Raw genomic sequence first — 20,380 nt, 5'->3', positions numbered from 1 at the left:
CCCCATGCGGTGCCACAATCGCACCCATGTCCGAGGTCGCACCGCCCTCCAGCGGCAGCGAGACCTCCCCCTACGTCGAGCTCGAGCGCGCGGCGTGGGCGCAGCTGGCCGGCACGGCCGAGACGACGCTGACGCGCGAGGAGGTCGCCCGGCTGCGCGGCCTCGGCGACCAGCTCGACCTGCGTGAGATCGAGCAGGTCTACCTCCCGCTCTCGCGCCTGCTGAGCCTCTACGTCGCGGCGAACTCCCGGCTCCACCGCGAGCAGGAGGAGTTCCTGCACCGCGTGACCCCGCCGCGTACGCCGTTCGTGATCGGGCTGGCGGGCTCCGTGGCGGTCGGCAAGTCGACGACCGCCCGCGTCCTGCAGCAGATGCTCGCTCACTGGCCCGAGCACCCCAACGTCGCGCTGGTGACGACCGACGGCTTCCTGCTGCCCAACGCCGAGCTGGAGCGTCGGAGCATCCTGCACCGCAAGGGCTTCCCCGAGTCCTACGACCGACGGTCGCTGCTCAAGTTCGTCATCGACATCAAGTCCGGCCGCGACGAGGTCGAGGCGCCCATCTACTCCCACCTCGTCTACGACGTCCTCCCCGACGAGAAGGTCGTGGTCAAGCGCCCGGACATCGTCATCATCGAGGGCCTCAACGTCCTGCAGCCGGCGCGGGCGCGCGACGACGGCCGCACCGGACTGGCGGTGAGCGACTTCTTCGACTTCTCCGTCTACGTCGACGCCGCGCTGACCGACATCAAGCGCTGGTACGTCGACCGCTTCCTCCGCCTGCGCGAGACCGCGTTCCGCGACCCGGCATCCTACTTCCGCAAGTACGCCGCCCTCTCCCACGACGAGGCCGTCGACCAGGCCACCCGCATCTGGGACTCGATCAACGAGCCCAACCTCGTCCAGAACGTCGCCCCCACCCGCTCCCGCGCCAACCTCGTCCTCCGCAAGGACGCCGACCACTCCGTCCGCTACGTGCGGCTCCGCAAGCTCTGAGACCTACCGCTTCCCGGGCTTGACCGTGACGGTCACCGAGGCGGTCGACGTGGCGCCGAAGCTGTCCGTCACCCGCACCGTCACCCGCGTGGTCCCCTTCGTGGTGTACGTGCGGCTGACCGTGGCAGCCGTGGCGTCGTCGAGCTGCCCGTCGCCGTCGAGGTCCCAGGCGTAGGCCAGCGCCGCCCCCTCCGGGTCGACCGAGCCGGCCGCCGAGAGCTGGACGGGGAGCGGGGCCTTGCCCGTGGTGGGGGTGGCGGCCGTCACCCGCGCCTGCGGCAGCCCGTTGAACCGCGCGGTGAACGCCTGGTCCACCGTCACGGTCGTCGTCCGGTTGGGCGCCGTCGCACCGTCGACCCAGCCCACGAGCTGGTAGGTGTGCTCGCCCACGACCTGCGGGGAGGGGACCGAGAACGTCTGGGTCGAGCGCTCGATGACGGTCTGCGGCTGCCCCTCCGCGACCGGCGCGCCCCCGACGAAGGCCTGCAACCCGTCGGGCACCGTGTCGACGGTGAGCGTGCGGGTGCGGGGCAGGATCTCGACGGTCTCGGTGTCGCTCAGCCCGCCGGCGTCGGTGACCGTCAGCGTCACGGACAACCGCGAGGGGTAGTCGTGGTCCGGGGCGGAGAACGAGGCGGTGGCTCCCGAGCGGGTCTCGAGCGGGTGGGTGTGGCAGTCGAACGGCGGAGTGGCCGAGCAGTGCACGACGCCCAGGTCCCAGCGGTGCTCGAGCGCGCCCCCCTCGGGGTCGACGCCGGCGCCCTGGAGGGCCACGGTGTCGCCGACCGCCCAGGTGGTCGTCGACGTCGGCGCGTCGATGCGTGCGGTCGGGGCCTGGTTGGCATCGGCCCGGACGTCGATGCCGATGGTCTCCTCGTCGCTCCCGCCGTGACCGTCCTGGACGCGCAGCCGGACGGTGTAGCTCCCGGGAGCGGTGTAGGTGTGGGTGGCCGTGGGCGTGAAGGCGTCGTCGAGCTGGCCGTCGCCGTCCAGGTCCCAGGCGTACTGCAGCGGGGCGCCGTCGGGGTCGCTGGACGCCGTGCCGTCGAACGAGACGGTCAACGGCGCCTGCCCGGACGACGGGTCGGCCACGAACGAGGCCGTCGGCAGCTGGTTGCTCGTCCCGGTGGACGTGATCCGCCGGATGCGTCCGTTGATGTGGTCGAGGGAGAAGATGTCGCCGCCCGGTCCCGCGAACAGACCCACCGACGGCTCCTCGGTCGCGAACCGGTCCACCGTGGACGGGTCGGCGACGCCACCGGCACCGGGGTACATCACCCAGATGCAGGCACGGGAGTAGTCGGTGAAGAACAGCGCGCCGTCGTACTTGCTCGGGTAGGTGCCTCCCGGGTAGATGGCGAGGCCGCTGATCGCGCTGGAGTTGCCCTGGACCTCAGGACAGGCGTCGAGGGCGACGCCGTGGCGGTACTCGTACAGCGGAGCCGTCACCGCGGCGCTGCCCTGGGCGTAGAGGGACTCGCACACCGGAACGTTTGCGGCGTCGTACGACCCCATGCGGGCGGTGCCCTCGTAGCAGGGCCACCCGTAGTTGCGCAGGGACGAGGCGTTCGGGACGTGGTTGATCTCTTCCCACGAGTTCCACCCCACGTCGCCGACGTAGACGTGCCCGTTGGGCGCGATGGCTGTCCGGAAGGGGTTGCGGAAGCCGTTGGCCAGGACGCGGCCGCCTCCCGGGTTGCCCGGCCAGGCGTTCCCCGTGTCGGGGTCGAGGCGCATCAGCGTCCCGTCGAAGCTCAGCGGGTCACCGCTCGTGCGGATGTCCTGGCTGCGCACGGCGCCGCCCTCGGAGGGAGGGTCCTGGCAGGGGTTGGACGGAGTCGGGGTGCCGGCGAGGCTGCCACCGAGCTGCCCGTGGTCGACCGTGTTGAAGGAGGCGCCGTCGCCGGACGTGACGTACAGCGCGCCCTCCGGGCCGAACTCGACGCTCCCCACCGAGTGGGACGGGAACTGCTGGCAGAAGTTGCCGTCGAGCAGCACCTGGGTGGTCCCGGGGCGGTTGGCCGTGTCGACGGGGATGCGGACGAGGCGACCGTCGGCGAGGCAGCCGTCGGTGGTGGCGCCCGGTGGCGTCGGGCACGTGTCGCCCCAGGCGTACCGGTCCCACGTGTAGAGGAGGTAGACGTAGGGGCTGGCCGGGAAGTCGGGGTCGAGCGCCATCCCGAGGAGGCCTCGGTCCCAGAACGAGTGGACGTCCGACCTGATGTCGATCGCGGTGGTCGCGGTCGTGTCGGTCATCGAGTCGAAGACCTTCACGAGTCCCGACTTCTCCGCGACGAAGACCCTGCCGTCCGGCGAGAATCGCGCGACGGTGGGCAGCGTCAGGCCGGAGAAGACCGTCTGCATGCCGAACCCGGTGTCGACCTGGGGCGCCGCCTCGGCGGGCGCCGTGTCGTGGATGGCGGCCGGCACGGCCAGGAGCAGGACGGCGAGGGCCATCCAGAGCACTCGTCTGAGGTCGGTGAGCATGAGCACCCCCACGTCGCGTCCGCGGTGGTTCCGCGTCCTCCAGTGTCGACGCGGACCGCCCGGTGCCGCATACCGTGAATAGGGGCTCTGCCTGCGATGTCCCCCGCCGTTCAGAGCTTCTTCTGCAGCTCCAGGAGCGTCTCGATGGTGCGGTACCCCAGCGCCTCGTTGACGGCGTTCATCCAGGTGTTGACCTCGGCGTTGGAGGTGTCGACGGAGACCAGCCCGGGCCAGCTCGCGACCGCGAGGTCGTGGGTCGCCGTCTTGAGCGCCAGCCCGAGCCGCCTGCCCCGGTGCGCGGGGTCGACGATCGTGATGCCGACCTGGCCGTGCGCCGGGTCGCTGTCGTCGACGCGCACGTCGGAGACGCCGGCCACGGAGCCGTCCGGGGCGATCACCATCGCCGTCAGCACGTGCCGCCCCACCGACACCTGCCGCTGCTCGGCCTCGCGGATGCGCTCCGGGGTCCACTCCGACGCCTGGAGGTCGAGCTCGCCGAGCGGCACCTCCGACATCAGCATGCCCAGCAGGCGCCCGAACGACGCGAGGTGCTCCTCCGGGCACACGGTGTCGAAGGTGACGACGCGGTAGCCCTCCGGGACCGGGGCGGACGAGGTCAGCGCGTCACGGCGGGCGAGGTAGTCGGCGACGGTGAGCTCCTTCATAGACTCCCGGCTCGCCACGTCGTAGCCCATGGCCCGCGCGAAGAGCTCGGGCCCGGTGACGGACCCGCCCGGCGGGAGGTAGGCCTCGCTCTGGATCGTCGTACGCCCGTCGCCCGCGGCGACCACCTCGAGCTCCTCCACCAGCCGGCGGCCGATGCCCTCCCGGGTCCGGTCGGGCCGGACGTAGGCGAAGGCCATGGCGGTGTGCAGGTTCTCCTTCAGCGTGCGGACGACCAGACCCGCACCGACCATCTCGCGGCCGTCGATCGCGGCCACCAGGGTGACGCCGCGCTCGGGGTTCGGGGTGGGCAGCGCGACCCGGCTCTGCTCCCACAGCGGCCACGGCTTGCCGGGCCGGTCGGCGGTGGCGGCGTGCCCGACCTCCCACCACGCGCGCAGCGCCGCCTGGTTGTGCGGGTTGAGCTGCTCGATGTCGACGCCCACGCCGCGACCGTAGCGGCCCGGCCCGTCGGCCTGCACCGGGATAACAGGGTGCGTACGACGTCGCCGCTGCGGCAGGGTCGGGGCATGACCACCGACTCGCCGCTCCGTACCCGGCTGCGCGCGGCCCTGCTCGAGGCCCGCCGGGCCCGGGACGCCGAGACCGTGTCGACCCTGCGGACCGCTCTCGCGGCGCTCGAGAACGCCGAGGCGGTGCCGACCTCCGCCCGCGCCGGCGCGATCGAGCAGGCCCCGGTCGGGGCGGGCGCCGCCGAGGCGGCGCGCCGGGTGCTCAGCGACGCCGACGAGCTCGCGCTCCTCGACGAGGAGGTCGCCTCGCTGCAGGAGGCGGGACAGGTTCTTGCGTCCTCGGCGCCCGAGCGGGCCGAGGCCGCGCGTCGCGCTGCGGCGATGCTCGGCGAGCTGCGGGAGCCCTAGGAGCGAGAGGCCCGCCGTCGGCGTGCCTCGATCCGGTCCGCCTCGATCCGGTCCGCCTCGCGCAGGGCCGACCTCGCCATCACGCGCCCACGCCAGCGCACGAGTGCGCCGATCAGCAGGGCGAAGGCCGGCATGCCGAGCCCGAGCCAGAGCCAGGTGGCGCGCGGCGAGCTCGTCTCCACCGAGGTGCCGTCCGGCGAGACCCAGAGGGTCCACGTGTCGCCGACCTCTCGGCGCGACGGTCCGGATCGACGGAACGTCGCGGTGCGGACGTCGTCGCCGTCGGACCAGCGCAGCTCGTAGGTGGTCACGACCCGGTCGCGCCTGTCGTCCCGGGCGCCCTCGCGGACGCCCACGACGGTCGTCTCCCGGAGGTCGGTGCCGCCCAGCAGGTGGGCGCGTGTGCCGGGTGTCACGACGGCCAGCACGAAGGCGAGCACCAGTCCGATGCCGATGGCGAGGGCGACGTCCCCGGGCGAGAGCCACCTGTGGTGCGGCGGGTCGTGCTCCTCTGGGCCCGGCCGGGGGTCGGTGGTCACGGCAGCGTGAGCTGGGTGCGTACGACGTCGGCGAGCCGCGAGGCGACGCCCTGGGCCTCGTCCTCGGTGGGCGCCTCGACCATCACGCGCACGATCGGCTCGGTGCCCGACGGGCGCAGCAGGATGCGGCCCCGCTCCCCGAGCACGGCCTCCTCCTCAGCGACGGCCGCGGCGAGCACGGCGTCCTCGTCGGCGCGCGACTTGTCGACGCCCGAGACGTTGAGCAGGACCTGCGGGAGCCGCGACATCACCGAGGCCAGGTCGGCCAGCGAGCGACCGGTGGTGGCCATCCGCTCCATGACGTGGAGCGTGGTCAGGATGCCGTCACCGGTGGTGGCGTGGTCGCTGAGGATGACGTGGCCGGACTGCTCGCCGCCGAGGTTGTAGCCGGAGATCTTCATCGCCTCGAGGACGTAGCGGTCGCCGACCTTGGTCTGGCGCACGCCGACACCGCCGGCGCGCATCGCCTGCACGAAGCCGAGGTTGCTCATCACGGTGGCGACGACGGTGTCCTTCGCCAGCCGGCCCTGCTCGAGCAGCGAGAGGGACAGGATCGCGAGGATCTGGTCGCCGTCGACGACGTTGCCCTCGGCGTCGACCGCCAGGCAGCGGTCGGCGTCGCCGTCGAGCGCGAAGCCGGCGTGGGCGCCGTGCTCGACGACGGCCTTCTGCAGGTCGCCGAGGTGCGTGGACCCGCAGTTGTCGTTGATGTTGAGGCCGTCGGGGTCGGCGTGGATCGCGACGACGGTCGCGCCGGCGTCCTCGAGCGCACGCGGACCGGCGGCGTGCGCGGCTCCCTCGGCGCAGTCGAGGACGACCTTGAGTCCCACCAGCGGGTGGCTGATCGTGCTCTCGAGGTGGGCGGCGTACTCCTCGACCGCGGTCTCGTAGGTCCTCACCCGGCCGACGCTGCCACCGGTGGGCCGTTGCCACGGCTCGCCCATCCGCCGCTCGATCGCGATCTCGATCGCGTCGTCGAGCTTGTGCCCGCCGCGGGCGAGGAACTTGATGCCGTTGTCGGGCATGGGGTTGTGGGACGCCGACAGCATCACGCCGAGGCCGGCGCCGAGCCTGTCGGTCATGTAGGCCACACCGGGCGTCGGCAGCACGCCGAGCAGCAGCACGTCGACACCGGCCGACGCGAGGCCCGCGACGACCGCGGCCTCGAGGAACTGGCCGGAGATGCGGGTGTCGCGGCCCACCACCGCGAGGGGTCGGTGCCCCTCGAACTCGCCGCGGTCGGCCAGGACGTGGGCCGCGCAGACCGAGAGGTCGAGGGCGAGCTCCGCCGTCAGGTCGGCGTTGGCCAGGCCCCGGACGCCGTCGGTGCCGAAGAGTCGCGTCATGGCCCGGGAGCCTACGGGTCGTCCGGGTCCGGTGCAGAAACGAGGTCGGACATGCGACGAGGCCCGCACCGTCGGACGACGGTGCGGGCCTCGAGGTGCAGGCTGGGTCAGCGCTTGCTGAACTGCGAGGCCTTGCGGGCCTTCTTGAGACCGGCCTTCTTGCGCTCCACGACGCGGGCGTCGCGGGTCAGCAGACCGGCCTTCTTGAGCGCCGGGCGGTTGGCGTCGGTGTCGATCCCGTTGAGGGAGCGCGCCACGCCGAGTCGCAGGGCGCCGGCCTGGCCGGCGATGCCGCCGCCGTGGATGCGGGCGATCACGTCGAAGCGACCCTCGAGCTGCAGCTCGACGAACGGCTCGTTGGCGATCTGCTGGTGCAGCTTGTTCGGGAAGTAGCTGTCCATCGAGCGACCGTTGATGGTCCACTCGCCGGTGCCGGGCACGATGCGCACGCGGGCGACGGCCTCCTTGCGGCGGCCGGTGGCCGCGCCGGGGGCGATGGTGGCCGGACGGGCCGGGGTGTCGGCCGACACGTCGCTCTCGGACGTGTAGGTCACGCCGTCGGCGCCGGTCTCGAAGGTCTCCTCGACCTCACCGGAGTCCATGGTGTTCTCAGTCATCTGTGCGTCCTCAGTCACTGGGAGATCTGCGAGATCTCGAAGGGAGTGGCCTGCTGGGCCAGGTGCGGGTGGTCGGGGCCGGAGTAGACCTTGAGCTTCTTCAGCACCTGTCGACCGAGCTTGTTCTTCGGGAGCATGCCCCACACGGCGCCCTCGATGGCCTTGCGGGCGTCCTTCTCGAGGAGCTCACCGAAGGGGGTGGCCGAGAGGCCGCCCGGGAAGCCGGAGTGGCGGTAGGCCATCTTGGTGGTCTTCTTGGTGCCCGAGAGCGACACCTTCGAGGCGTTCACGATGATCACGAAGTCGCCCATGTCCATGTGGGGGGCGAAGGTCGGCTTGTGCTTGCCGCGGAGGAGGTTGGCGGTCTGGACGGCGAGGCGGCCCAGGACCACGTCGGTGGCGTCGATGACGTGCCACTCACGCTGGATGTCAGCGGGCTTGGGGCTGTACGTGCGCACGGCGGTATCCCGTTCTGGTTCGTTGGTCCCGGCCCTCGGACGAGGGCCGACTGGTGCTGCTGCGGCTTCTGACGAACACGGCCCGGATCGCTCCCTCCAGATCGAGCTCAGTGGAGGGATGACGTCCGGATCTGCACCCGATCACCTCTCAGGACGAGGGGGAGCGGGCGCGGCAGGAGTCGCGACCAGCAAGGTTACGGCGCGCCGAGCGGGAGGGTCAAAATGACGGAGCGCCACAATGGCGGCGTGCGCAACGGCGGCGTGTCCTTCTGGTGGCAGCAGGTCGGGCTGCCCTCCCCCACCGACCGGCTCCAGGGTGACACGGCCTGCGACGTCGCGATCATCGGTGGCGGGCTCACCGGCCTCTGGACCGCGTACTACCTCGCGGAGGCCGACCCGACCCTCGACGTCCGGGTCGTCGAGGCGGAGTTCGCCGGCTTCGGCGCCTCGGGGCGCAACGGCGGCTGGCTCTCGAGCGAGCTCGCCGGCAGCGCGCGGACGTACGCCGCCGCGGCGGGCGAGGACGGCGTCCAGCGCCTGCGGGACGCGCTGCGCGCCACGGTCGACGAGGTCGTCGGGGTGGCCGCCCGGGAGGGCATCGAGGCCGACATCGTCCGCAGCGGCGTCCTCACCGTCGCCCGCTCGGAGGCCCAGCGGCAGCGGCTCGACGGGGAGCTCACCGCCGCACAGGTGGCCGACCGGGTGCGGGTGGCCGGGGCCGTGTCCGGCCACTTCGACCCCGACTGCGCCCGTGTGCAGCCCGCCAGGCTGGTGTCCGGCGTCGCCCGCGTCGTGCGGGAGCGCGGCGTCCGCATCCACGAGGGGACCCGGGTCACCTCGATCTCCGCGGGGACGGTGGTGACCGACCGCGGCACGGTGCGGGCGCCGGTGGTGCTGCGCTGCCTGGAGGGCTTCACCGCGGGGCTCGCCGGCCACCGTCGCGACTGGCTGCCGATGAACTCCGCGATCGTCGTGACCGCACCGCTCACGGACGCGCAGTGGGGCGAGATCGGCTGGGAGGGCGAGGAGCTGCTCGGCGACGAGGCGCACGCCTACTGCTACGCCCAGCGCACCGCCGACGGCCGCATCGCGATGGGCGGGCGGGGCATCCCCTACCGCTTCGGCTCGCGCACCGACGTCGACGGCCGCACCCAGGACCGGACGGTCGAGTCGCTGCGCTCGACGCTGACGAGCCTGTTCCCGTCGCTGGCCGGGCTCCCGCTCTACCACGCCTGGTGCGGCGTGCTGGGCGTGCCGCGCGACTGGAGCGCCAGCGTCGCGTACGACCCCTCGACGGGCCTCGGGCACGCCGGCGGCTACGTCGGCTCGGGGCTCACGGCCACCAACCTGGCCGGCCGCACGCTGCGCGACCTGGTGCTCGGGCACGGCACCGACCTGACCCGCCTGCCGTGGACCGGGCACCGGGTCCGGAGGTGGGAGCCGGAGCCGTTCCGGTGGGCCGGCGTGCACGCGCTGTACGGCCTCTACCGCGCCGCGGACCGCCGCGAGGACGACGGTCTGCGACGCACCAGCCGCATCGCGCGGGTCGCCCACCGCGTCGCCGGACGCTGACCTCGAGGAGCACCGGCGCCGGTCCCACTGCTGGACACCTGATTCGCGGTCCCCGCGGGCGGCGGACTAGGTTGAGGGGACCCCACAGACGTACAAAGACGTATGAACAGGAGCCGACGTGACCGACGTTGCGGCCAAGGATTCCCTGACTGTCACCGACAACCGGACCGGTCAGCAGTACGACATCGCGATCACCGACAACACGATCGCAGCCAAGGACCTCGGGCAGATCCGCCTCGATGACGAGCAGCCCGGTCTCGCGACCTACGACCCCGGATTCGTCAACACCGCCTCGTGCCGCTCGTCGGTGACCTACATCGACGGCGACAAGGGCATCCTGGAGTACCGCGGCTACCCCATCGAGCAGCTGGCGGAGAAGTCCAACTTCCTCGAGGTGGCCTACCTCCTCATCCACGGCGAGCTGCCCACCAAGGAGCAGTACGACGCCTGGGTGCACGAGATCACCTACCACACGTTCGTGCACGAGAACGTGAAGAACTTCATGCACGGCTTCCGCTACGACGCCCACCCGATGGGCATGCTGATGGCCTCGGTCGGCGCGCTGTCGACGTTCTACCCCGACGCCCGCAACATCAGCGACGCCGACAACCGGCACATGCAGATCGTCCGCATGATCGCCAAGATGCCGACCCTCGGCGCCTGGTCGTTCCGCCACGCGCAGGGCAAGCCCTACGTATACCCGGACAACGACCTCGGCTACACCGCCAACTTCCTGTCCATGCTCTTCAAGATGAGCGAGCAGAAGTTCGAGGCCGACGAGCGCCTGGTCAAGGCCCTCGACGTGCTGTTCATCCTGCACGCCGACCACGAGCAGAACTGCTCGACCAACGCGGTCCGCTCGGTCGGCTCGTCGCAGGTCGACCCCTACTCGGCCGTCTCCGCCGGCATCGGTGCCCTCTACGGCCCGCTGCACGGCGGCGCCAACGAGGCCGTGCTGCGGATGCTCAAGCGCATCGGCAGCAAGGAGAACATCCCCGCCTTCATCGACGGCGTGAAGGACGGCAACGAGCGCCTGATGGGCTTCGGCCACCGGGTCTACAAGAACTACGACCCGCGCGCCAAGATCATCAAGAAGTCCGCCGAGGACGTCTTCGAGGTCACCGGCACCAACCCACTGCTCGACATCGCGCTGGAGCTGGAGAAGATCGCGCTGGAGGACGAGTACTTCGTCAAGCGCAAGCTCTACCCCAACGTGGACTTCTACTCCGGCCTCATCTACGAGGCCTTCCAGTTCCCGCCGGAGATGTTCACCGTGCTGTTCGCCATCGGCCGCACCCCAGGCTGGCTGGCGCAGTGGTCGGAGCTGGTGCAGGACAAGGACCAGAAGATCGCCCGCCCCAAGCAGATCTACACCGGCGACCGCGAGCTGACCTTCACCGCCGCGTCGGAGCGGTGGAGCTGAGCCCCGGCGCCACCGTCGTACGACGAACGCCCTCGCGCCCCACGGCGCGGGGGCGTTCGTGCGTCCCAGCACCTCCCAGCCGAGTCCCGCACCGATCTAGCCCACCACCCTTCGGGTGCTTCATCGCGGCAGCCTCGCTCACTACACTCCCGAGCACTCAGGGAGCAGCGGTCACGGAGGTGACGTGGGGACACGGGGGGACGGCACGCTCGGCTCGGTGCTGCGCGGGCTGCGGGAGGACGCCGGCCTCTCCCAGGAGGAGCTCGCCGAGCGCGCGGGGCTGAGCCCGCACGCAATCAGCGCGCTGGAGCGCGGCACCCGGACCCGGCCCTACCCGCACACGATCCGCTCGCTGGCGACCGCCCTGGACCTGGACGAGGACCAGCGCGCCGCGCTGCTGGCCGCGGTCCCGTCGCGGTCGTCGCGCACCGCCCCGCCGACGTCGGCGGCGGACGGCACCGCCGGCAGGCGCGACCTGCCGGTCCCGGCCACGCCGCTCATCGGTCGCGACGACGACGTCGGCCGCGTGGCCGACCTCCTGCGCACGAGCCGCCTGGTCACCCTCAGCGGCCCCGGCGGCGTGGGCAAGACCCGCCTGTCCCTGGCCGCAGCGGCCGCGGTCCGCGACCGCTACGCCGACGGCGTACGACTGGTCGAGCTCGCGCCGCTCCTGGAGCCGGGCCAGCTCCTGCCGGCGGTCGCCGACGCCGTGGACGCCACCCGTGACCCGACGCGGTCCGTCACCGACGACATCGTCGACCGGCTCCGTGGCCAGCACCTGCTCCTGGTGCTGGACAACGTGGAGCACCTCCTGAAGGCCGCGTCGGACGTCGCCGCGCTCGTGGAGGCCGTGCCTGACCTGTCCGTCCTGGCGACCAGCCGGGCGCCGCTGCGCGTGCGGGGCGAGACGGAGTACGCCGTGGAGCCGCTCGAGGTGGACGACCACCCGGACGGGACGCCCTCCCCCGCGGCGCGGCTGCTGCTCGACCGCGCGCAGCGGGTCAACCCCGGGTGGGGCGCCGACCCGGCCGACGCCGTGGCTGTCGGCGCCACCTGCGAGCGCCTCGCCGGGCTGCCCCTCGCCCTCGAGCTCGCTGCCGCCCGGGCGCGGTTGCTCGACCCCGGGTCGCTGCTGCAGCGGCTCGACACGGCGCTGCAGGCGGGCCCGCGCGACCTGCCGCCCCGCCAGCGCACGATGCGCGCCACCCTGGACTGGAGCCAGGGACTGCTCGACGCACCGGCGCGCCGGCTGCTGCGGCTCATGGGCGTCTTCGTCGGCGGCACCACCTTGGCCGACCTCGAGGCGATCGGTGCCCGCGTCGGGATCGCCGACGACGAGGTCGTCACCAGCCTCGAGGAGCTGGTCGAGCACTCCCTGGTCCTCGTCGAGGGCTCGGGCCGGCTGCGGATGCTGGAGCCGGTCGTCCAGTACGCCCGCGACCTGCTGCGCGAGGCCGACGAGTGGGAGGAGGCCGCGCGGGCCCATGCGGCTCACTACCTCACCGTTGCCGAGACCAACCACTCGAGCTACCGCGACGGCGGCCAGGTCGCGGCGCTCAACCGCATCGACCTCGAGCACGCCAACCTGACCGCGGCCGCCGAGCGCTCGCTGGCGGCCGGTGACATCGAGACACCGGCCCGGATGGCGTGGGAGCTGTGGCTCTACTGGTGGCTGCGCGGCGACCACGACCACGGCCGCCGGTTCGCGGAGACCGCTCTCCACCACGCCGCGGACCTGCCCGACGACGTGCACGCCCGCGCCGCACTCGCGGCCGCCACGATGGCCTTCGCCATGGACGACGTCACCGCGGCCGGCGGGTGGTGGAGACGTTCCCACGAGCGCGCGGGTGACGACCCGGCGATCCTCTCCAACGCCGTGGCCGGCGAGGGCCTGGTGGCGCTCGTCGACGGCGACCTCGCCCTGGCCCGCGACCGGTTCCAGGAGGCCATGCACCACGCCGAGGTCGGCGGCCCCGAGGTCCAGTGGACCTGGGGGTTGGCGCACGTCTGGCTGGGCACCGTCGCGCTCCTCGAGGGTGACGCCGACGAGGCGGTGCGGCTGATCGAGGCCGGCCTGGACTCGGCCAGGAGTCGCGAGGACCGGTTGTCGTCCTACATCGCGCTCTACAACCTCTTCCAGGTCGAGCTCGGGCGTGGCGACCACGTCGCGGCCCGGCGTCACCTCGAGGAGAGCACCCGGCTGTCGCTGGAGACCGGTGACCAGGCCAACCTCGCCTACCTCCTCGACGCGGGGGCGGTGCTCGCCGCCGCCTCGGACCAGCACGCGCGGGTGCCGCTGCTGCTCGGCGCGGCCCAGGCGATCCGCGAGGCGCAGGGAGCGCAGGGCTACGGCTACTACCGGCCCGATCCCGCCGCCATCACCGCGGCCGCCGACGACGCCCGGTCGCACCTCGGTCCCGACCGCTACGACGACGCCCTCGACACCGGGCGCGGCTTCTCGGCCGTCAAGGCCGCCGCGATGCTGCGCGAGCCCGGCGAGGCCGCGGGCTGACCCGGCCGGTCCCCGTACACCGCTCGTACACCTGTGGCTGTCCGTGGTCGCGGACGTCGTCCGGCGTCGAGGGTGGCGGCACGGCACGCACCCGTGCCCCGTCACCTGAGGAGCCGCAGATGAGCACCACGCTCGACCCGTCCACCGCGTCCGGTCCGCACCGCGACGCCGGCACCGGCACCGGCGCACCGACCCGGCCACCCGGCCGTGGGTGGGTGCTGGCCGGCCTCGGCGCCGGTCTCGCCGGGATCGCCTCCGTCGTCGCCAGCAGCATGGTCGACGCCGTCTACGACCCGGCGACCAGCGGGGACGCCGAGGCGATCGCCGAGGCCACCTCGGAGCTGGTGCCGCAGATCCTGACCTTCCACACCGCGACGATGGTCTCGTGCGCGCTGCTCGTGGTGTTCGCAGCGGGCCTGCACCGGCACCTGCAGCGGCGCACCCACCCCGACAGCATCGTTCCCGGCGTGGCCGCGATCGGACTGGTGATGGTCTGCGTCGCCCAGCTGCTGGGCGCCGGCCTGACCACCGAGTTCGCCTTCGCCTTCGCCGCCCCCGACGACGCGTTCGTCCCCGAGACGGTCGCCTTCTTCGGCCACTGGGTCGGCACCATCCCGTGGCTCTGGGGTGGCATCGGGCTCACCGCGCTCGCCATGGCGAGCGCGGCGTTCAGGCAGGGGGCCTTCGCCCGCTGGGTCGGGTGGACCAGCCTCGTGCTCGGCGGCATCACCACGCTGTTCCTCGTCAGCCCCGTCCAGTACATGGCGGGGATGACCGGACCGATCTGGCTCGTCATCGTCTCCGTCGCGCTCCTGCGCTCCGTCCGCCGCCCCTGACATGGCACCGGTCGTGCACGACGTGGCGGGGACCGCGCCCGACTTCGCGTCGTACGTCGCCGCGCGACGGCCCGCGCTGCTCCGCTGGGCGCACGCCGTCGCCGGCGACCCGCACAGCGCGGAGGACCTGCTCCAGGACTCCCTGGTACGGGTCCTCCCCCGCTGGGAGGGCCTGCGCGAACGTGCCGCTGCCGACGCCTACGTCCGGCGCACCATCACCCGCCAGTACGTCAGCTGGCAGCGCCAGCCGTGGCGGCGCGACGAGGTCGCCTCCGACGACCTCCCGCAGACCGTCCCGGACGTCGGTCCGCGTCCGCCCGCGGACCCGGCGGGTCGACTCTGGGACCTGGTCCTGGCGCTCCCGCCCCAGCAGCGCGCCGCCGTCGCCCTCCGCTACTACGAGCAGCTCAGCGTCGCCGAGACCGCCGCGGTCCTGGGCTGCTCGACCGGCACCGTCAAGTCCAACACCAGCCGCGGCATCGCGGCGCTCCGCCGGCTCGCCACCCACGAGGCACCGGCCCGATGACCACCCCGATGACCACCGAGAGGACACCCCGTGTCGTCACCGCCCACCAGCACACCCAGCACACCCACCACACCTGCCACGCCTGGCGGCTCGTCCTGGCTACCCGCCGACTTCCGCCACCCGACCCGGGTCGAGGTCCCGTTCGGGCACCACCTGCGGCCGATCCGCGCCGAGGACACCGACCTCGACATGGTCGCCGTCATGGGCTCGCGCGAGCGGCTCTGGAGCATCTACGGCGAGGCGTGGGGGTGGCCACCCGCCGACATGACGCACGAGGCCGACCGTGCCGACCTGGCCCGCCACGCGGCGGAGATGGAGACGCACGAGTCCTTCAACTACGCGCTCCTCGACACCGACGAGACGGCGCTGCTGGGCTGCGTCTACATCGACCCGCCCGAGAAGCCGGGGGCCGACGCGGAGATCTCGTGGTGGGTGGTGGACGAGTGCGTGGGCACCGAGCTCGAGGCGGCGCTCGACGAGCTCGTCCCGCGCTGGATCGCCACGGACTGGCCGCTGGAGCATCCCCGCTACGTCGGCCGTGACCTCACCTGGGCCGAGTGGCTGGCGCTTCCTGAGCTCACCCGCTGAACCCAGGTTTCTCCACCTTCCCAGCGCGTTCTCAGGCCGTCCACAGGGTACCGACGCATCGTGGAGGACATGAGCGACGGACAGACCCCCCAGCACGGCGGCCAGCAGCCGCGACCCGCCGGCGACAACCCGTACCAGCGCGCGTCCTCCGGGTGGACCGGCACGGACTCGCACCCCACGCAGCCCCTGCAGCCCACCCACCCCGGGCACACCGGGCTCCCGCTCCAGCAGCCCACCCACGCGCCGCCCCGTGAGCGCACGGGGCGGGGCCGGACGGGTCTGGCCGCCGCCGTCGTCGCCGCCTCCCTGCTGGTCGGCGGAGGTGCCGGCATCGGTGGTGCCGCCTGGTGGGACGCCACCCAGGACGGGTCGGGCGGCTCCTCGCAGGCGAGCCCCGTGTCGACGTCGCAGGTGTCGTCCCAGTCGCAGGCCCCGGCGGCCGACGGGTCCGTGGAGTCGGTGGCCCAGAAGGTGCTGCCCAGCGTCGTCAAGATCGACGTCGCCACGGCCCAGGGTGGCGCGTCGGGCTCCGGCATCATCCTCACCGCCGACGGCACGATCCTGACCAACAACCACGTGGTCGAGGGCGCCGAGGCCGGCAGCCTCACCGTGTCCTTCGACGACGGCACGAGCGCCGAGGCCGAGGTCCTCGGCACCGACCCGCTCACCGACACCGCCGTCATCAAGGCCGAGGGGGTCACCGACCTCACCCCGGCCACGATCGGCAAGTCCGCCAACCTCGGTGTCGGCGAGGGCGTCGTCGCCATCGGGTCGCCGTTCGGTCTCGACGCCACCGTCACGAGCGGCATCGTCAGCGCCCTCGACCGTCCGGTCAACGTCGGCTCCGACGACCTCGGCAACTCCACGACGTACCCCGCGATCCAGACCGACGCCGCCATCAACCCCGGCAACTCCGGAGGTCCGCTGGTCGACCTGACCGGCGCGGTGATCGGCATCAACTCCTCGATCCGCACCGCGGCGTCGCAGTCCCCCGACGGCGGCCAGTCCGCCTCGGGCTCGATCGGGCTCGGGTTCGCGATCCCCATCGACGAGGTGATGCCGATCGTGGACCAGATGGCCGCGGGCGAGACGCCGACGCACGCGCGGCTCGGCATCCAGGTCGGTGACGCGGAGACGGGCGACGCCGCGGGGGCCGTGGTGCGCGAGGTGACCGCCGGCTCGACCGCCGAGAAGGCGGGACTGAGCGCGGGCGACGTGATCACCAAGGTCGACGACCACCGCATCACGGGCGCCGACTCCCTCGTCGCCACCATCCGCTCCTACCGCCCGGGTGACTCGGTGAGCGTCACCTGGACGAGCGGCGGCGAGGAGCAGACCGCGGACCTCGTGCTGGACTCCGACGCGACACAGGGCTGAGCCCCGCACCGGTTTGGGCCGGCCGCGCCATGATGGTGCGGCCGGCCCTCTGCCGTGCGCGCCCGGATCCCGACCCGAGGAGTCACATGCAGCTCGAGCTCAGCCCTGCGGACGCGGAGTTCCGGGAGAGGTTGCGGGAGCTCTTCACGACCAAGGTGTCGTCGGAGATCCGTGACACGGTCCTCGAGGGGCGCCACCTCACCCGCGACCAGATCGTCGAGGCCCAGCAGACCCTCAACGCCGAGGGGCTGGCCGTGCCGCACTGGCCCGTCGAGTGGGGCGGCCAGGACTGGACCGATCTCCAGCGGCACCTGTGGCACGAGGAGATGCAGCGCGCCGGCGTGCCGATCCCGTTGGCGTTCAACGCCTCCATGATCGGGCCGGTCATCGCCCACTTCGGCACGCAGGAGCAGAAGGAGCGCTTCCTGCCCGCCACGGCCAACCTCGACATCTGGTGGTCGCAGGGCTTCTCCGAGCCCGACGCCGGCTCCGACCTCGCGTCCCTGCGCACGACCGCGGTGCGCGACGGGGACGACTGGGTGGTCAACGGCCAGAAGACGTGGACCACGCTCGGCCAGCACGGTGACTGGATCTTCACGCTCGTGCGCACCGACCCCGAGGTGAAGAAGCAGGCCGGCATCTCGATGCTGCTCATCGACATGACCACCCCGGGCGTCGAGGTCCGGCCGATCGAGCTCATCGACGGCGGCCACGAGGTCAACGAGGTGTGGTTCACCGACGTGCGGGTGCCGGGGGACCTGCTGGTCGGGGAGCTCAACGGCGGCTGGACCATCGCCAAGTTCCTGCTCGGCAACGAGCGGGTCGGCGTCGCGCCCGTCGGCGCGACCAAGCGGGCGCTGGCTGCCCTGAAGGCGAATGCCGGTCCCCTGATGGACGACCCCCTGGTCCGGGCCCGGGTCGCCGAGCTCGAGAACGACCTGCTCGCCCTCGAGCTCACCGCCCTGCGCGTGGTGGCGCACTCCTCGGACGGCGCTCCGCACCCGGCCTCGTCGGTCCTCAAGCTGCGCGGCACCGAGCTCCAGCAGGCCGTGAGCGAGCTCGCGCTCGACCTCGCCGGACCGGCCTCGCTCGCCGCCCGCGCCGGTGACGACTCGCCGCAGGAGGGCTGGGCGCGGCGGTCCGCGCCCACTTACCTCAACCTGCGCAAGGCCTCGATCTACGGCGGGTCCAACGAGATCCAGCGCCAGATCATCAGCCGCACGATCCTGGGACTCTGAGGGGACTGTCGAGATGGACTTCACCTACGACGACGAGCAGCAGGCCCTGCGCGAGGCGGTCCGCGGCCTGCTCGCGACGGCGTACGCCGACCACGAGGCGCGGCGCCGCACTGTGGCCGACGACCCGGGGTTCGACCGTGCCCTGTGGGGCCGACTGGCCGAGATGGGCGTCCTCGGGCTGCCGTTCAGCGAGGCCGACGGCGGCGTCGGCGCCGGGCCCGTCGAGATCGGGATCGTGTGCCAGGAGCTCGGCCGGGTGCTCGCCCCGGAGCCCTACCTCTCCAGCGTCGTCCACGCCGGCGGCATGGTGGCGGCGGTCGGGACCACCGAGCAGAAGGCCCACCTGCTGGGCCGGCTCAGCGCCGGTGAGATCGTGCTGGCCGCGGCCGACACCTCGCCCGGCGGTCGCTGGGCCTCGCGCGCGGACGGCGTACGCGCCTCGGTGTCCGGCGCCAGCTGGACGCTGGACGGCGTGGCCGACCCCGTCATGGGAGGTGCGTCCGCCGACCACCTCGTCGTCCCCGCCGCCCTTCCCGACGGCGGCACCGGCGTGTTCGTGGTGGACGCCTCCGCGGCGTCGGTCACCGGCTACGTCGCGGCCGACCTCACCCGCGCGGCGAGCGTCCGGTTCGACGCGAGCGCTGCCACGCCGCTCGGCGAGCCCGGTCGTGACCTGTCGCCGAGCATCGCCACCATCAGCGACCTGACGCGCATCATGGGCGCCAACCAGGCGCTCGGGGTGATGCAGAGCCAGGTCCGGGCGACGACCGACTACCTCAAGAGCCGCAAGCAGTTCGGCGTCACGCTCAACACCTTCCAGGCGCTCACCTTCCGTGCCGCCGACATGTACGTCTCGCTCGAGCTCGCCCACAGCACCGTCGACTGGGCGACGATGACGATCGCCGGCGGCGACCGGGAGGTCGTGGCCGACGCAGCCGACCGCGTCGGGCTCCAGGTGTCCCGGGCGGCACGCCACATCGGCCAGGAGGCCATCCAGCTCCACGGCGGCATTGGCATGACCGCGGAGTACGCCGTCGGGGTCGGCACCGCCCACCTCACCGTGCTCGAGCAGTGGCTCGGCAACGCCGGTCACCACCTCACGCGGCTCGCCGCCCGCGTCACCGACCACGCGATGGTCGACGCGGTCTGATGGACCTCTCGCTGACCGAGGAGCAGCAGGCCTTCCGCGACCTCGCCCGCGACTTCCTGGAGCGCGAGGCCGTCCCCCACCGGATGCAGTGGGACCACGACGAGTCGGTCGACCTCGCGATCGTGCCGAAGATGGCCGAGCTGGGGTTCTTCGGGCTCACCATCCCCGAGGAGTACGGCGGCGTCGGGGGCGACTACGTCACCTACTCCCTCGCCATGGAGGAGCTCGGCCGGGCCGACTCCGCGCTGCGCGGCATCGTCTCGGTGAGCAGCGGGCTGGTCGGCAAGTCGGTCCTCGACCACGGGACCGAGGAGCAGAAGCAGGAGTGGCTGCCCCGCCTCGCCTCCGCCACGGCGCTGGGCTGCTTCGGGCTCACCGAGCCCGGCACCGGCTCCGACGCGGGCAACCTCACCTCCCGAGCGGTCCGCGACGGGTCGGACTGGGTGCTCGACGGGCAGAAGCTCTTCATCACCAACGGCACCTGGGCCGACGTGGCGCTGGTCTTCGCCCGCACGAGCGACGACGGCCCGCGCGGCGTGACGGCGTTCCTCGTCCCGACCGACTCCCCCGGCTTCGAGGCGCGCGCGATCACGAACAAGCTCGGGCTGAGGGGCCAGGCGACCGCCGAGCTGTTCCTGTCCGGCGTACGCGTCCCGGACTCGGCCCGCCTCGGCGAGGTGGGCCGCGGGTTCCCGATCGCGATGGGCACCCTCGACAAGGGCCGGCTCGCGGTCGCATCGGGGTGCGTCGGGATCGTGCAGGGCTGCCTCGAGGCGTCGGTGGCGTACGCCCGGGAGCGCACGCAGTTCGGCAAGCCGATCGCGTCGTTCCAGCTCGTGCAGGACCTGATCGCCGGCATCTCGCTCGACGCCGACGCCGCCCGGCTGCTGGCGTGGCGGTGCGCCGACCTCATCGACCGCGGCGAGCCCTTCGGGGTCGCGGCCTCCAAGGCCAAGCTGTTCGCGTCGGAGGCCGCGGTGCGGGCGGCCAACGACGCGATCCAGGTGCACGGCGGGGCGGGCTACGTCGACGACTTCCCGGTCGCGAAGTACCTCAGGGACGCGCGGGTGATGACGCTCTACGAGGGCACGTCGCAGATCCAGAAGCTCATCATCGGCCGCGCCGAGACCGGCATCAGCGCCTTCGGCTGACGTCGTACGCCCCTAGACTCC

At 72.7% G+C, this 20,380-nt stretch carries 18 protein-coding genes; 12 read left to right on the top strand and 6 right to left on the bottom strand.

All coding sequences use genetic code 11. The features are described from left to right. Nucleotides 1-26 precede the first annotated feature (26 nt). Nucleotides 27-995: a type I pantothenate kinase gene (gene coaA / locus ACFQW6_RS21825; RefSeq protein ID WP_378550598.1), complete on the top strand. Its 969-nt coding sequence runs from the start codon at nt 27-29 to the stop codon at nt 993-995. Between the two features lie 3 nt (nt 996-998). On the opposite strand, the gene ACFQW6_RS21820 is transcribed toward coaA, so the two are convergent. Further along, on the bottom strand, nt 999-3,482 hold the full coding sequence (locus tag ACFQW6_RS21820) for a PKD domain-containing protein (protein WP_378550596.1): 2,484 nt from the start codon (nt 3,480-3,482) through the stop codon (nt 999-1,001). A 110-nt stretch (nt 3,483-3,592) separates the two neighbouring features. After that, nucleotides 3,593-4,591 carry a GNAT family N-acetyltransferase gene (locus ACFQW6_RS21815; protein ID WP_378550594.1) on the bottom strand — a complete coding sequence of 333 codons (999 nt, stop codon included), beginning with the start codon at nt 4,589-4,591 and terminating at the stop codon, nt 3,593-3,595. An 84-nt stretch (nt 4,592-4,675) separates the two neighbouring features. Between ACFQW6_RS21815 and ACFQW6_RS21810 the strand changes: the two genes are divergently transcribed. Continuing rightward, nucleotides 4,676-5,026 (top strand): hypothetical protein, encoded by a 351-nt coding sequence (locus ACFQW6_RS21810; protein WP_378550592.1) that lies wholly within the window; start codon nt 4,676-4,678, stop codon nt 5,024-5,026. On the opposite strand, the gene ACFQW6_RS21805 is transcribed toward ACFQW6_RS21810, so the two are convergent. From ACFQW6_RS21805 to rplM, 4 genes are all read right to left on the bottom strand, one after another. Beyond that, nucleotides 5,023-5,565 carry a hypothetical protein gene (locus tag ACFQW6_RS21805; RefSeq protein ID WP_378550590.1) on the bottom strand — a complete coding sequence of 181 codons (543 nt, stop codon included), beginning with the start codon at nt 5,563-5,565 and terminating at the stop codon, nt 5,023-5,025. The genes ACFQW6_RS21810 and ACFQW6_RS21805 overlap by 4 nt on opposite strands. After that, entirely contained in the window at nt 5,562-6,911 is a 1,350-nt protein-coding gene (glmM, locus tag ACFQW6_RS21800) for a phosphoglucosamine mutase (RefSeq protein ID WP_378550588.1), read from the bottom strand. The genes ACFQW6_RS21805 and glmM overlap by 4 nt, the downstream gene beginning before the upstream one ends. Nucleotides 6,912-7,018: 107 nt before the next feature. Next, nucleotides 7,019-7,528 (bottom strand): 30S ribosomal protein S9, encoded by a 510-nt coding sequence (gene rpsI / locus ACFQW6_RS21795; protein ID WP_378550586.1) that lies wholly within the window; start codon nt 7,526-7,528, stop codon nt 7,019-7,021. A 14-nt stretch (nt 7,529-7,542) separates the two neighbouring features. Continuing rightward, nucleotides 7,543-7,986, bottom strand: a complete 444-nt coding sequence (gene rplM, locus ACFQW6_RS21790) for a 50S ribosomal protein L13 (RefSeq protein WP_191194680.1) — start codon at nt 7,984-7,986, stop codon at nt 7,543-7,545. A 222-nt stretch (nt 7,987-8,208) separates the two neighbouring features. Between rplM and ACFQW6_RS21785 the strand changes: the two genes are divergently transcribed. The 10 genes from ACFQW6_RS21785 to ACFQW6_RS21740 all read left to right on the top strand — a co-directional run bounded on the left by ACFQW6_RS21785 (nt 8,209) and on the right by ACFQW6_RS21740 (nt 20,359). Beyond that, the gene (locus tag ACFQW6_RS21785; RefSeq protein WP_378550583.1) at nt 8,209-9,558 is read left to right on the top strand and encodes an NAD(P)/FAD-dependent oxidoreductase; all 1,350 of its coding nucleotides are present in this window, start codon (nt 8,209-8,211) and stop codon (nt 9,556-9,558) included. A 118-nt stretch (nt 9,559-9,676) separates the two neighbouring features. Next, nucleotides 9,677-10,981: a citrate synthase gene (locus tag ACFQW6_RS21780; protein WP_378550581.1), complete on the top strand. Its 1,305-nt coding sequence runs from the start codon at nt 9,677-9,679 to the stop codon at nt 10,979-10,981. A gap of 184 nt (nt 10,982-11,165) precedes the next feature. Beyond that, nucleotides 11,166-13,493 (top strand): ATP-binding protein, encoded by a 2,328-nt coding sequence (locus ACFQW6_RS21775; RefSeq protein WP_378550579.1) that lies wholly within the window; start codon nt 11,166-11,168, stop codon nt 13,491-13,493. Nucleotides 13,494-13,612: 119 nt separating this feature from the next. Continuing rightward, complete coding sequence (locus ACFQW6_RS21770; protein WP_378550577.1) at nt 13,613-14,329, top strand: hypothetical protein; 717 nt, start codon at nt 13,613-13,615, stop codon at nt 14,327-14,329. Nucleotide 14,330: 1 nt separating this feature from the next. Next, complete coding sequence (locus ACFQW6_RS21765) at nt 14,331-14,855, top strand: SigE family RNA polymerase sigma factor (RefSeq protein ID WP_378550575.1); 525 nt, start codon at nt 14,331-14,333, stop codon at nt 14,853-14,855. Between the two features lie 30 nt (nt 14,856-14,885). Beyond that, nucleotides 14,886-15,443 (top strand): GNAT family N-acetyltransferase, encoded by a 558-nt coding sequence (locus ACFQW6_RS21760; RefSeq protein ID WP_378550573.1) that lies wholly within the window; start codon nt 14,886-14,888, stop codon nt 15,441-15,443. 69 nt (nt 15,444-15,512) lie between these two features. Beyond that, nucleotides 15,513-16,820 carry a S1C family serine protease gene (locus ACFQW6_RS21755; protein WP_378550571.1) on the top strand — a complete coding sequence of 436 codons (1,308 nt, stop codon included), beginning with the start codon at nt 15,513-15,515 and terminating at the stop codon, nt 16,818-16,820. A gap of 86 nt (nt 16,821-16,906) precedes the next feature. After that, nucleotides 16,907-18,058 (top strand): acyl-CoA dehydrogenase family protein, encoded by a 1,152-nt coding sequence (locus tag ACFQW6_RS21750; protein WP_378550569.1) that lies wholly within the window; start codon nt 16,907-16,909, stop codon nt 18,056-18,058. 13 nt (nt 18,059-18,071) lie between these two features. Continuing rightward, nucleotides 18,072-19,208, top strand: a complete 1,137-nt coding sequence (locus ACFQW6_RS21745; RefSeq protein ID WP_378550567.1) for an acyl-CoA dehydrogenase family protein — start codon at nt 18,072-18,074, stop codon at nt 19,206-19,208. After that, a complete protein-coding gene (locus ACFQW6_RS21740; protein WP_378550565.1) occupies nt 19,208-20,359 on the top strand; it encodes an acyl-CoA dehydrogenase family protein in 1,152 nt (383 codons plus the stop codon). The genes ACFQW6_RS21745 and ACFQW6_RS21740 overlap by 1 nt, the downstream gene beginning before the upstream one ends. Nucleotides 20,360-20,380: the final 21 nt, after the last annotated feature.

Origin of the sequence: Nocardioides sp. GCM10028917 (genome assembly GCF_042666175.1) — a bacterium.
GTDB lineage: Bacteria > Actinomycetota > Actinomycetes > Propionibacteriales > Nocardioidaceae > Nocardioides.
This window is presented reverse-complemented; position numbering and strand designations above follow the sequence as displayed.